The organism is Luteibacter sp. UNCMF366Tsu5.1 (assembly GCF_900119235.1).
Lineage (GTDB): Bacteria > Pseudomonadota > Gammaproteobacteria > Xanthomonadales > Rhodanobacteraceae > Luteibacter > Luteibacter flocculans.
The window spans coordinates 516054-529222 of the sequence record NZ_FPIS01000002.1 but is presented as its reverse complement, the minus strand read 5'-3'; the positions used below and the strand labels follow the sequence as shown (position 1 = coordinate 529222).

The following is a 13169-nucleotide window of genomic DNA, read 5'->3' as shown; positions in this document are numbered from 1 at the left end:
GCGGCGCCGGGGGATCAAGGAGCGTTTCATGAGTCACGATGCGTCTTCTCTCAAGGCACGTGCGGCCGAACTGCTCGATCAGGCCGGCGTCACCCTTGGCGGCAGTCGTCCCACCGATATCGCCATTCATGACGACCGCACCTACGCGCGCGTGTTCGCCCACGGCTCGCTTGGCCTTGGCGAGGCGTATATGGACGGCTGGTGGGACGTGGTCGACATGCCCGGCTTCTTCACGCGCGTGCTGTCGTCACACCTGGACGAATCGCTACGCACGCTCGACACGCTGATCGCACACTTGAAGGCACGCTTCCTCAACCGGCAGCGTGGCGAACACGCGTGGGACGTGGGCCGCCAGCACTACGACCTCGGCAACGACCTGTTCGAGGCCATGCTCGGCAAGCGCCTCGTTTACTCGTGCGGTTATTGGGCCGAAGCAGACACGCTCGACGCTGCGCAGGAGGCCAAGCTCGACCTCATCTGCCGCAAGCTTCGCCTGCAACCTGGTCAGCGCGTGCTCGACATCGGCTGTGGGTGGGGCGAGGCGTTGAAGTTTGCCGCCGAACGCTACGGCGTGAGCGGCGTCGGTGTCACCATTTCGCGGGAACAGGCAGAGTATGCGCGGTCGCTGTGCGAGGGCCTGCCGATCGACATTCGGTTGCAGGACTATCGCGAACTCGATGAGAACTTCGATGCCGTTCTTTCCGTGGGCATGTTCGAGCACGTCGGTGGCAAGAACTACCGCACCTGGTTCGAGGTGGCGCGCCGCTGCCTGCGCGAGGACGGCCTGGCCTTGCTGCACAGCATCGGCAGCAACGGTACGCCGGGACGGCCGGACCCGTGGATCGAGAAGTACATCTTTCCCAATTCGGTCATCCCTGCGATGAGCCAGGTGGCGAGTGCGCTCGAGGGCCTGTTCGTGGTGGAGGACTGGCATAACTTCGGCGCGGACTACGACCGCACGCTGATGGCTTGGCGGGAAAACTTCGACGCCGCGTGGCCGCGTCTCTCGGCGCGCTACGACGAGCGATTCCGCCGCATGTGGCACTTCTATCTCGGCTGCTCGGCGGGCGTGTTCCGGAGCCGACGCGACCAGCTCTGGCAGCTCACGCTTTCCCCGCAGGGCGTGGCCGGAGGCTATCGCGCACCACGCTGAGGCCGTTGACGGCGCGTAAGCGGTGGGTCGCCTACGTTCGGCCCATGGACTCCCCCGCCGGCATCACCCACGACATCGTCGAAACCGACGTCCCCGCGCGCCTCGACCGATTGCATTGGGGGCGATTCCATACCTTGGTGGCGACGGCCCTGGGCATCACCTGGGTGCTCGACGGGCTGGAAGTCACCATCACCGGCTCGATCGCTGGCGCACTCAAGTCCAGCCCGGTGCTCCGGCTCAGCGACATGCAGGTGGGCCTCGCAGGCAGCCTCTATCTCGTCGGGGCGGTGGTCGGTGCGCTGTTCTTCGGCTGGCTCACGGATCGCCTCGGGCGCAAGAAGCTCTTCACCGTCACCCTGGGTCTGTACCTCGTCGCCACGGCAGCCACGGCTTTCTCGCCCGACTTCATCACCTTCGCGCTGTTCCGCCTGCTCACGGGCGCCGGCATCGGCGGCGAATACGCGGCGATCAATTCGGCGATCCAGGAGTTGATCCCCGCCCGCTATCGCGGGCACACGGACCTCGTCATCAACGGCAGCTTCTGGCTCGGCGCCGCGGCCGGTGCCATGGGCTCCGTCGTCTTGCTGGATTCGGGCTGGGTGGCGCCGGAACTGGGCTGGCGGCTCACCTTTGGGCTCGGCGCCGCGCTTGGCCTGGGCATTCTGGTGCTGCGACGCTGGATTCCCGAGAGTCCCCGCTGGCTGATGCTGCACGGGCGGGTCGGCGAAGCCGAGGCCGTGGTCGCCGAGATCGAGCGCCGCGTCGGTGCTGCGCCACCCGCCACGCCCTTGCAACGGCTGCGCCTGAGGCCGCGCGGAATCACCTTGACGGACGTCGCGACCACGCTGCTCCGTACCTATCCGCGGCGGACACTGCTGGGACTGGTGCTCATGGCCACCCAGGCGTTCTTCTACAACGCGATCTTCTTCACCTATGCGCTCGCGCTCGGACGTTTCTATGGGGTGGCGGACGCTGAGGTCGGGCTCTATCTGCTGCCCTTCGCCGCGGGCAATTTCCTCGGGCCACTGCTGCTCGGCAGGCTCTTCGACAGCCTCGGCCGCCGCCCGATGATCGCCCTCACCTATGCCGCGTCGGGTCTGCTGTTGTTCGTCACCGCGTGGCTGTTCGTCCATGGGCACCTCGATGCGCGGACCCAGACCGTGGCTTGGAGCATCGTGTTCTTCTTCGCATCCGCGGCGGCCAGCTCCGCCTACCTGACGGTGAGCGAGAGCTTCCCGCTCGAACTGCGCGCCCTGGCGATCGCCTTGTTCTACGCCTTCGGCACCGCGCTCGGCGGGGTGGCCGGCCCCTGGTTGTTCGGCACGCTGATCGGTACAGGCGAGCGTGCGGCGATCGGCTGGGGCTACGCGCTGGGGGCAACGCTGATGCTGGTGGGCGCCGCAGCCGCGCTCTGGCTGGGCGTGGCGGCCGAGCGCCGGTCGCTGGAGGACGTGGCGGCGCCACTGGGCAGCGTCGGCGATTGAGCGCCGTGGCGACAGCCTGGTTGTGGAACCGCCATGGCGGCGAGGGAATCTTGCCGGTGGGAGCCAGCCTGCTGGCGATGAAAGCTGCGTCGCCGCTACACCGCTCCGTGGGCTTCTCGCCGCCATGGCGGGTCCCACAGTTAGATTCTTCTCGGCCCCGGGTGTCGGCTATCCGACAGGCAGGCTCCCCTCGCCGCGAGCAGCATCCACACGCACTTTCCCTCGTACCCCGCTAAAATGAACCGTCCATTCGACAGTTCATCAGGGAATTCAGGGCGTGCATCAGCGAAATTTCACCGTATCGGTGGTCCAGCCCGGTGGCAAGGTAGCCATCGAGATCGAGTTCAACGAAAAGGTCCACGGCCTGTCCGGGGACACCCTCTGGCTGTCGCTCGACGATGGCGCCAGCGTGGAGGATGCCGAAGCGCTGCGCGCGCTACTCGAACGCATCGGTCACCGCATCACGGTGACTAACGTGCGCTCCTGATGGTGGCCGGTCGGGCTTGCTCGACCGGCACCAGCGGCAGGACCTTCGGCGAGAGCCGATGGTGGTTGACGCCGTGGACCTTGCCGCAGCCGAGGCAGCGGCGGGTCATACCGAGACCACGACGCGACGCGCGCGGTGCAGCGAGCAGGCTTCCGCACACATAGCAGCCGGCGATGGCGCCGCGATCCCATAGACGCAGGCGAACGGTCTGTACCGTCGCCATGGTCAACGCCAGCACGAGGGCCAGGGCGAAGGTCCAGGACGGCAGGTTGGAATAGAGGGACAGAATGCCGAGGTCCCCGGGCCACTGCTGGGACGCCTTCAATGCGGCGGCCGCGAGCGCGCCTCCAGCCAGCGCAAGCACGCTGGGTAGATACATGCGAAAAACCATGCGCCCTGCATACGACATGACGATCCCCTGACCGAGGCCGGCCCATCCGGCCCGGGCAGAGTGTCGATGTGACGGTCTACCGCTCGTGAACGAGCACGGCAGGCGCCGGCACGGCACCTACCCTGCCCGGATTATCCGAACGACGGGGGCCGATCCGCCGCTGCCTTGCCGAACGCCTCGTTGGGCGTGTCGCCCATGACGAAGGCGAGCGTGCCGCCTGCGACCAGCTCGGCGTGCGGTATCCAGCTTTTCGTCCACGGCTTGCCGTTCCAGGTCACCGACTGGATGTACGGCCGGCCCGGCCCGTTGCCCTTCGTCTCGATGACCAGGGTGCGGCCTTCGCCGACGCGTACTTCGGCGCGGTCGAGCAAGGGGCTGCCGAAAACGTAGTTCGTGCTGACCGGGTCCACGGCATACAGGCCCATGGCGCTCATCACATACCACGCGCTCATCTGGCCACAGTCCTCGTTGCCGGGGAGGCCGTCGGGTTCCGGCAGGTACATCGTTTCCAGCAGCATGCGTACGCGCGCCTGCGTCTTGTGATGCGCGCCCGTGTACGCATACAGATAAGGCATGTGATGGCCGGGCTCGTTGCCGAATGCGTACTGGCCGACCATGCCTGCGATGTCAGGCGGTGCATCGTCGGGCAACGTGGGGTCGGCGTTGAACAGCGCGTCGAGTTTCTGCTCGAACGCCTGCTCGCCGCCGAACAGCGTCATGTAGTTGTACACGTCGTGCTGGTTGAGGAACGTGGCCTGCCACGCATTCGACTCGGTGAAGTCGCGCCAGCGCTTGGAGTGCCCGATCGCAATGGGATCGAACGGCTGCAGCCAGGTGCCATCCTCCCCGCGCGGGCGCATGAAATGCGTGTCCTTGTCGAACACGTTGCGGTAGTTCTGCGAGCGCTTGCGCAATAGCGCGGCGTCCTCGGCGTGGCCCAGCGCATCGGCCATATGTGCCACCGCCCAGTCGTCATAGGCATATTCGAGCGTCTTGCTGACCGCCTCGCCTTCCTTGTCGCTGGGGATGAAGCCGAGCTTGCGGTAGTAGGTCAGGCCAAAATAATCGTCCTGCATCGCACGGCGTCGGAACACCGGCCATGCCTTTGCGTAATCGATGCCGGTGAACCCCTTCGCCTGTGCCTCGGCGACGACCACCGCGGAGTGGTAGCCGATCATGCAGACGGTCTCGATGCCCTGCAGTGGCCACACCGGCGCGCCGCTCGGGCTTTCCACGGCAAGGCGAACGATGCCATCCACGAGGTCCGGCACGCGCTCGGACTGATACAGCGTCAACAGCGGATGCTCGGCGCGGTAGGTATCCCACAGCGAATAGGTGCTGTAGTTGTGCCGACCTTCGGGAAGCGTGTGTACCGCCTTGTCCATGCCGCGGTATCGCCCGTCGATATCGCTGAACACCGTGGGCGCGAGCATCGTGTGATACAGCGAGCTGTAGAAGGTGCGCTTGATCTTGTCCGACGAGGCGTCGATACGGATCTTCGACAGTTCGCGCTCCCACTCGGCTTCGGCCGCGGCACGGATGCCATCGAAATCCCAGCCCGGCATTTCGCCGTCGAGATTGCGCATGGCGCCATCGATGTCCACGCCCGAAATACCCACCTTGACCAGCAGCGGCTCGCGCGAAGCCTGGTCGAAATGCAGGGCCGCTTTCAGATGATCGCCCTTGGCGGTCGTGCTGCCCTTCGGCAGCGGCTTGTCGTCGCTATACAACGTGAGGCTCGACACCGGACGCGACAGCTTCATGGCGAAATAGATCACGCGACCCGCGGCCCACTGCCACACGCGCCGCCCACCCACGAGGGTGTCGTTTCCGACCAAGGTCAGCTCCGCGTCCGTGACGTTCGCGGTCTTGTCCATCGCGTCTGCATAGCCGTGGGCGAGATCGACCAGCAGATGGGCATCGCCTTCCTTGCCGAAGGTGTAGCGATGCATGCCCGCGCGCAACGTGGCGGTCAGTTCCGCGAGGATGTCGAAACGGGTGAGCTTCGCGCGGTAGTAACCGGGATGCGCCTGCTCACCCGTGTAGTGCGAGCGATAGCCCTTGACACCGCTGCGCCAGCCCTTTTCCTTCGAGTCGCCGCTCTCCTTCTTCGCGTCGAAGCGCGACACGTAGTTGACGCCGTCGAAGTCGCGATCGCCCGGTTGCAGAAGCACGGGCCCCATGGAGGGCATCACCAGCACGTCGAGCATGTCGCTCGCGCCCGTTCCGGAAAGATGCGTATGGGAGAAACCCATGATCGAGCCGTCGCCCTGGTGGTAGCCCGACGAGCCATCCCACTGGGCGTTGTACGTGTCCGGGCTCAACTGGACCATACCGAACGGCCGCGTTGCACCCGGGTAGGTGTGACCGTGGCCGCCGGTGCCGACAAAGACGTCGACGTAACGCAAGACGCCCTCACCGGCGGTGCCGCCGCCGGATGAGGGTGCTTTCAAGCCTTCTTGCACGCCCTCGGCCATCGCGGTGAGGGAACCGAATTGACCGAGCGCCGTGAAGGCGGCCATCCCTTGCAGAAAACGTCGACGGGTAACCATGAATCGCTCCAGCGATGGGATACAGGGATCGGCGCGTCAGACGCGCCGCAAGGTATCGGGATGTTTATCGGCGAGGTGGACGACAAGCTCGCCGAACAGCGTGTTGGCCCAGGCGAACCACGACCGCGTGAATTGCTTCGGGTCGTCCTGGTCGAATGCCTCGTGCATGAACCCGGTACCCGCATGGGTGGTCTTCAACCAGTGCAGGCACTGGCGGATTTCCGCGGTGTCGTCGGTGGTGAACGCCTTCATCATGATCGACATGGGCCAGATCATGCGCAGGCCCTCGTGCGGTCCACCAATGCCTTCGCCTGCACTGCCTTTGAAGAAATACGGATTGTCGGCACTCCAGACCTTGGCCCGGGTGCGCGCATAGCGCGCGTCGCGCGGCCCGCATTCCAGGTAAGGCAAGGCCAGCAGGCTCGGCACGTTGGCATCGTCCATGAAGAGATGGTTGCCATAACCATCGACCTCGTAGGCCCAGTAGTCCTCGCCATGGTCACCGATCACGCCATGTTGCTCGATCGCTGCCGCGATCTCGTCGGCCAGCGCGTGGCACTCGCTCGCAAAGCCCTGGTCGCCGTAGAACGTGCCATGCATCTGCGCAAGGCGACGCAAGGTCACGACGGCAAACAGGTTGCCCGGGATATTGAACGGATACAGCGTGGCGTCGTCGGACGGACGGAACATCGCATGGATCATGCCGACCGGGCGCGTAGGCTGCCCATAGCCGTGCAGGAACTGGCTCTCGGTCGGATTGGGCGACGGCCGCTGGAAATGATACGGGCCGGTGCCGTCCTTGCGCTGCTGTTCACGGAAGGTGCTCACGACGAGCCGCGTCGCAGCGCGCCAAGCCTCGTCGAACGGCTCGCGGTCGCCGGTCGTCTGCCAATAACCATGCGCGAGGCGCACCGGATAGCAGAGCGAGTCGATCTCCCATTTGCGCTCCGCGACGCCGGGGCGCATGTCGGTCATATCGGACTGCGCCCAATCGAGCTTGCTCTTGCCACGCGGATCGGGAAGGAACGCGTTGGCGTACGGATCGATGGCGATGCAGCGCGCCTGGCGACGAATGAGGCCGCGAAACAGCTTGCGCAGCCCTTCGTCCTTCGTTGTGAGCGGAAGATACGGCCACACCTGCGCGGACGAGTCGCGCAGCCACATGGCGTCGATGTCGCCCGTGACCACGAAGGTGTCCTCGTAGCCATCGAGGCGACCGATCTCTACCGTGGTATCCAAGGTGTTCGGGAAGCAGTTCTCGAACAACCACGCGAGCTCGGGGTCTGCGATCTTTTTCTTCGTCGACGCAATGAGTTTCTCAACCGCGTCGCTGGTGAACTTGCGCTTGCCCACCGGCGGCCGCTGGCTGGCGAACCGCGGCGCCGCGGCGGCAGCGCTGAGGCTCATGCCACCGAGCAAGGCGGCGCTGGGCACCAGGGAAAGCCATTTCACGAGATGGCGTCGGCTGGGATTCACGGAGCGGTCTCCTTCAGAGCGTCGACAAGCGAGCGTACCTTCAACACGCGGCGGAGCGCATCGACATCGGCCACGCCGTCGATGCGGATGTCCCGGCTCTCGCCCGGGAGCAGGTCGAACGCGTTGTCTGCGAGGCGCACGTCCAGGTCGCCCGTATCGATCCACACGGCGCGCGCCAGGCGCTTCGCCTTGACGGTGAGCACCACAGCCCCACCGTCCTTGCGCAACGACGTACTCATGCCGGGCTGCGGCAACACGAGCGTACGCGCGGCGCCGAAATACAGCAGATGATGCGCGACCGGCTTACCGCCTTCGATCAGATCGAACGCCGCCACCGTGCGGCGCGGATCGGCGCCCTTCAGCAGCGCCGCGTCTTCCAAGGTGACCGCTTTGGTGCTGGCAAGCGCCGCCGCATGGACGGGCTGACTCGTCTCACGCAGCAGCTTCCCACCCATGTCATAGACACGCGTGCGCAGGGTGGCAGCGAAGTCGGTCGTGCGATCGGACACCGCAAAAACCTCGGTCTTTCCATCGCGCCGAAGCGGCACGACATCTACCGGCGCATAGAAGCGCTTCGCACGGAACTGCAGGGCCTTCCAGCGATTGAAGTAGTCGACGCTCGCCCACGACGCACCGGGCCAGACGTCGTTCAACTGCCAGTACAGCGTACCCATATTGCGTGGACGCGCGCTGCGCAGATGCTCCGCCGCCAGCTCGATGCCTTCCGCCTGCATCACCTGACTCAGGTAAACGAACGAGGGGAAGTCCTTCGGTTCGCCGTATTCCTGGCGAATGTAGAGCAGCAGGCGCTGGTTGCCATCGCCGTTGGCGAACTTCTGGTGCGCGCGCATGACCTTCGATTCCGGCTGCATGTCCTCGGGACTTGCGAATGCCTTGATCGTAGCCATCACCGGGAAGGATTGCAGACCGTATTCGGACTGGAAGCGCGGGGTGACGTCCAGGTAATGCGCAATGGGCTCCGACCCCGACCAGACCTTCCAGTAGTGGAAGTCGCCGTCGTTCTCCACGTTCGCGGGGCCGTCGTAGTCGGTGCTGGGCGAACTGGCCCAGTAAGGCACCTGAGGCGAGAGATCCTGGACGACCTTGCGCAAGGTCGTGCCGAACAGTTCGCGCATGCCATCGTCGATGCGACGCACCTCATCGGCGTTGACGAACTTGCGGAAGTCCTGGCGATCCGGCCAGTCGTCCCAGCCGGTCTGCACCTCGTTGTTACCGGACCACAGCACGATCGACGGATGATCGCGCAGCCGCGTGACCTGCTCGGTAGCCTCGATGCGCACGTTCTCGCGGAAGGCATCGTCGTAGGGCGTGATCGCACCGCCGAACATGAAATCCTGCCAGATCATCAGGCCCATGCGATCGGCCGCGGCGTAGAAGGCGTCGTCCTGATAGGTACCGCCGCCCCACATGCGTAGCATGTTCATGTTGGCGTCCTTCGCGGAACGAAGGATCGCCTCCATGCGCGCGGTGGTCACGCGCGATGGGAAGCTGTCGAACGGAATCAGGTTCGCGCCCTTGGCGAAGATCGGCACGCCATTCACCACGAAGGCGAAGCCCCTGCCCCAGGTGTCCTTGTCGCGACGCAGCTCGACCGTGCGCAGGCCGGTGTCGCGATCGGCACTGGCGATGGTGTCGCCATCGGCAGCGACCTCCGCGTGGAAACGATAGAGGTTCGGCTCGCCGTAACCGACCGGCCACCAGCGCTGCGGATGAGCGATCGAGACCGGCAACGACACATGGTTTTCGCCACGCGACAGGACCACGCTGCGCTCTTCGTGGCCGCGCGTGCCATCCGGGGCGGTCCAGTCCACCTTGAGGATGACCGGACCACTGCGATCCGCGCGCAGGTCGAACTGCGCGTCGAGCTGGGCGCTATCGGCATCGACGTGCTTCTGCGCGACGTGGAAGTCGGCAAGACGCGTCGCGTCCCAGCTCTCCAGCCGTACCGGCTGCCAGATGCCGAGCGTGACGTAGCGCGGGCCCCAGTCCCAACCGTACTGGTAGTTGGCCTTGCGGACGTAGTTGGACGTCTGCTTGCCCTTCGGCTCGTCGCCGAAGGAGGAATCGAACTCGCCGGGCAGCGAATACGGTTGCCTCATCAACCACGGCAACAGCCGGGCGATCGGAGAATGGAAATGCACGACGAGCGTGTTCGTGCCTTTGTGCAAGGCATCTCTCACCGGCACACGCCAGCGACGGAACATGTTGTCCGCCGAGAGCAGCATCCGGCCATTGATCTCGACGTCCGCGAAGGTGTCGAGGCCATCGAAAACGAGTTCGACGTGACCACGCTTGAGCATGGCCGCGTCGACGTCGAAGTCCAGACGGTAATCCCAATCGGAGAGGCCGATCCATTGCAGGTCGGCCTCGTTGTCGCGCCAGAACGGATCGCCGATCCGTCCCAAGGCGAGCAGGTCCGTCTGGACGGCACCCGGCACGGTGGCCGGCTGCCAGTCCGCGAATCGTTTGCACGACTCACGGCAGCGCGTCGCTGGCGACGCCTGGGCGGCGGGATCGCGGACGCTGTCCGCACCCCGTTCCGTCATTAGGCGAAACTGCCAGCCGGTGGAAAGGTCTTTCTCTACCGGCGTGGCCGCACTGACGGCACCGGCGATAAGCCAGGCCACCATTGCCAGCGACGCGCGCCGCATCACAGCTTGAAGCCCATGGTCACGGTGTAGGTGCGACCGTTTTTGTAGGCGTTGAGCGGCTGCGCCGGGGTGTTGTTGTAGACGAAGTACGTTTCGTCCAGCAGGTTGGTGGCGTCCAGCGACACACGGATGTGATCGTTGATCTGGTAGCCGACCGAGGCATCGAGCTGACGGAAGATGCCCGTGATCTGCTGCGACTGCAGCTGCGCGATCGAGGTGAAGTACGACGAACGCCAGCTATAGGTCAGACGCGCGCTCCACGGACCCTGCTCGTAGAACGGCGACAGATTGAACGAGTTCTTCGAGTTGTACGGCAGCGGGAAGTCGTTGCTGGTGTCCGCATCGGAGTACGTGTAGTTCGCCAGCAAGCCGAAGCCGTAACGGAAGTTCTGCTGGTAGCTGATCGACGCGCCCTTGACCTTGGCGACACCGGCGTTGATCGGCACCTGCATCTGGTACACGTCGTCACGCAGATTCGTCAGGTTGTAGTGCGTCTCGGCAACGTTGGTGTTGAGGATGTAGCCCGAGATGCGACGGAAGAACACTTCCGCGGCGAGCACGCTGTTTTCCGAGAAGTACCACTCGGCCGACGCGTCGTAGTTGGTCGACTTGTACGGACCGAGGTCGGTGTTACCACGCGAACCGGTCAGGGTACGGTCGTCGAGCGCGACGTAAGGCGTCATCTGCTGGTAGCGCGGGCGAGCGACGGCCTTGGCGGCGGCGAAGCGCAGCGTCAAGCTATCGGTTGCGTCGTAGGCGATGTTGAACGACGGCAGCCAGTCGTGATACGCGCTGCGCTTGTTGACGGGACCGTAGTTGTCGCCGCCGATGGCGTTGTAACCGTCCACTGTGTCGCGGGTGCGGAAATAACGCACGCCGAGGTTGCCGCGGTAGTCGTCACCGGCAAAGTCGCCCTGGATGTAGAACGCGCGGTTCTGCTCGACGACGCTGTAGGTGGCCTTCGGATCGAGCGACACCGTGCCGTTCTTCAGCTGCTGGATGTACGCCTTCATGAGACCCGGATCGATCGTCGTCCAGTCGCCCATGTTGCCGGCCGGGCTGAGGCCGTCGAGGTAACCGCTGGGCGTTCCGCCGTGCGAGAAATCGCTGAGCGACAGACCGCTGCCGTCCTGCGACGGCAGGCGGGCCGCGTACGCGTCCTGGCCGTCGATGTGGTTGGTCGCCTTGATGCCGACCTCGATCTGGTTCAGCGGACCCCAGCTGACGTCGTGCGAGAAGTCGGCCTGGAAGTAACGCTCGCGGTCGTAGCTCGGTGCGTAGCTGTAGCCGGCACCGTGCAGGAGCATTGCCGTGGGATTGTCGGCGTTGTTGTAGTTGATTTGCGGATGCTGGCCCTTGAGGTTCCAGTCGAAGCCGCCGAAGCCCTGGAACTGCGTGTTCCAGATGCCGTCCGAACCGCCGGTGGAACCGGTGTAACCAATCTGGCTCGATGCGGTCCAGCCGTCACCGAACCAATCGGCGCGCAGGTTGGCGACGCCCGTGTTCACGGTCGAATCGCGCTCGTAACCGTCGAGGTAGGTCGACGTGTTGGCGTTGTAGCTGCCGCTGGTCGCAACACCGTTGTTGAAGCCCAGCGCCGTGGCGTTGGCGGCCGATCCGGACCATTCGCCGTAGTGGCTCTGGTTGAAGTTGTTGAACTTCTCGGTCACGTACAGGCCGGTGAAGTTCAGCTCGAACGCGTCGTTCGGCTTCCACTGCAGGCCGGTCGACACGCCATCTCGCGTGCGGCGCTGCTGGAACCACGCCGTGTTGATCGCAGTCGGGTACACGCCCTTCGCGTCCGGCGGCACGACGGCCGGGTTGAACTGGTGGTCGGGGTTCGTGTCGGTCGGATCGTTGACGCGCTGGTAGCCGAAGATCTCGGTGCCCTGGCGATCGATGATGCGATCGGAATGCATCAGCGAGCCTATGACGCCGAAGGTGCTTTCCTTGTTCTTCCAGCTGTACAGCAACGACGCGTTCGGCTTGCCCTTGTCGGCGCGGTCGTTGTAACCGTAGCTGACGCTGCCCGTCAGTGTGTTCGCCGGCAGGTCGAGCGGACGACGCGTATTGACGATGACCGTGCCACCGATGCTGCCCTCGTCGATGTTCGCCTGCGGGGTCTTGTAGACCTGAGCGTTACCGATGATTTCCGAAGCGAGCAGGCTGTAGTTGAACGAGCGGCTGTCCGGATTGTTCGGATCGGACGTCCAGTTGGTCGATGCGACGGTCTGGCCGTTGAGCAACAGACGATTCAGCGCGGGATCGGTGCCCAGGATGCTGACCTTGTCGCCTTCGCCGAAGTTGCGGTCGACGCTGAGGCCCGGCAGGTGCGAGAGCGATTCGGCGACGTTCGTGTCCGGAAACTTGCCCACGTCTTCCGCGGAGATCGCGTCGACGATGGAGTCGGCGTTGCGCTTGAGGTCGAGCGATTTCTGCAGGCTAGCGCGGATACCGGTGACGGTGATGCCGCTGAGATTGGCCGCGTTCTGGGGATTGGACTGACCGGCGGGGGCGGTCGTCCCGGCGTCGTTCGCGGACGGGGCGGTGGTGGCGTCCTGCGCCATCGCACTGCCCGTCGCGAACAGACCGGCCAGGATGGCCATGGAAAGTGCGCTGATACGGTGGTTCACATCGATCTCCTGGAAAGGGGAAGGAAGCCGGTCCCGCTCGCTGTCGGGGCCCCGCTCCCGCGTTGCTTTTTTCCGAGCGAACGGCACCGCGCCGGCTGAAAACCGACGTCGGGAACGCGCGCTGCGTGAGGGTCTTGTTTCGCCGCCCTTTTCTTCTTCCGCGCCGCCGGTCTGCGGGTTCTGGCGCGAAAGCCCGGTCTTGCCGTAGCAATCCCGTGTTATCGCCGGATTCTTAAGTCCCCTGTCATCGAAGTCAACTGAATTTTTAACTCGATCTAAGGATGATCAACTCGACTCATCATTTTGATTTTTATCAATATA

General features: G+C 64.6%; 8 protein-coding genes. 3 read left to right on the top strand and 5 right to left on the bottom strand.

Annotation, left to right across the window (positions count from 1 at the left end; all coding sequences use genetic code 11):
- Positions 1–28 precede the first annotated feature (28 nt).
- The 3 genes from cfa (at position 29) to BT115_RS11500 (ending at position 3124) form a co-directional block, all read left to right on the top strand.
- The gene (cfa, locus tag BT115_RS11510) at positions 29–1153 is read left to right on the top strand and encodes a cyclopropane fatty acyl phospholipid synthase (RefSeq protein WP_072322744.1); all 1125 of its coding nucleotides are present in this window, start codon (positions 29–31) and stop codon (positions 1151–1153) included.
- 44 nt (positions 1154–1197) lie between these two features.
- Complete coding sequence (locus BT115_RS11505; RefSeq protein WP_072322743.1) at positions 1198–2637, top strand: MFS transporter; 1440 nt, start codon at positions 1198–1200, stop codon at positions 2635–2637.
- A 277-nt stretch (positions 2638–2914) separates the two neighbouring features.
- Entirely contained in the window at positions 2915–3124 is a 210-nt protein-coding gene (locus BT115_RS11500; protein ID WP_072322742.1) for a hypothetical protein, read from the top strand.
- On the opposite strand, the gene BT115_RS11495 is transcribed toward BT115_RS11500, so the two are convergent.
- The 5 genes from BT115_RS11495 to BT115_RS11475 form a co-directional block, all read right to left on the bottom strand.
- The gene (locus BT115_RS11495) at positions 3108–3503 is read right to left on the bottom strand and encodes a hypothetical protein (protein WP_143144542.1); all 396 of its coding nucleotides are present in this window, start codon (positions 3501–3503) and stop codon (positions 3108–3110) included. The genes BT115_RS11500 and BT115_RS11495 overlap by 17 nt on opposite strands.
- Before the next feature lie 143 nt (positions 3504–3646).
- Complete coding sequence (locus BT115_RS11490; RefSeq protein ID WP_072322740.1) at positions 3647–6067, bottom strand: GH92 family glycosyl hydrolase; 2421 nt, start codon at positions 6065–6067, stop codon at positions 3647–3649.
- A 36-nt stretch (positions 6068–6103) separates the two neighbouring features.
- Positions 6104–7474, bottom strand: coding sequence for a glycoside hydrolase family 125 protein (locus BT115_RS11485; RefSeq protein ID WP_083527474.1), 1371 nt, complete (start codon positions 7472–7474; stop codon positions 6104–6106).
- Positions 7475–7539: 65 nt separating this feature from the next.
- Positions 7540–10194, bottom strand: a complete 2655-nt coding sequence (locus BT115_RS11480; RefSeq protein WP_143144541.1) for a beta-mannosidase — start codon at positions 10192–10194, stop codon at positions 7540–7542.
- 20 nt (positions 10195–10214) lie between these two features.
- Positions 10215–12848, bottom strand: coding sequence for a TonB-dependent receptor (locus tag BT115_RS11475; RefSeq protein WP_083527427.1), 2634 nt, complete (start codon positions 12846–12848; stop codon positions 10215–10217).
- Positions 12849–13169: the final 321 nt, after the last annotated feature.

What these genes read in the sequence shown, in the direction of transcription:
- BT115_RS11490 (WP_072322740.1), bottom strand. Translation starts at nt 6,067, where the DNA reads ATGGTTACCCGTCGACGTTTTCTGCAAGGGATGGCCGCCTTCACGGCG.
- BT115_RS11485 (WP_083527474.1), bottom strand. Translation starts at nt 7,474, where the DNA reads ATGAGCCTCAGCGCTGCCGCCGCGGCGCCGCGGTTCGCCAGCCAGCGG.
- cfa (WP_072322744.1), top strand. Translation starts at nt 29, where the DNA reads ATGAGTCACGATGCGTCTTCTCTCAAGGCACGTGCGGCCGAACTGCTC.
- BT115_RS11480 (WP_143144541.1), bottom strand. Translation starts at nt 10,194, where the DNA reads ATGGTGGCCTGGCTTATCGCCGGTGCCGTCAGTGCGGCCACGCCGGTA.
- BT115_RS11495 (WP_143144542.1), bottom strand. Translation starts at nt 3,503, where the DNA reads ATGTATCTACCCAGCGTGCTTGCGCTGGCTGGAGGCGCGCTCGCGGCC.
- BT115_RS11505 (WP_072322743.1), top strand. Translation starts at nt 1,198, where the DNA reads ATGGACTCCCCCGCCGGCATCACCCACGACATCGTCGAAACCGACGTC.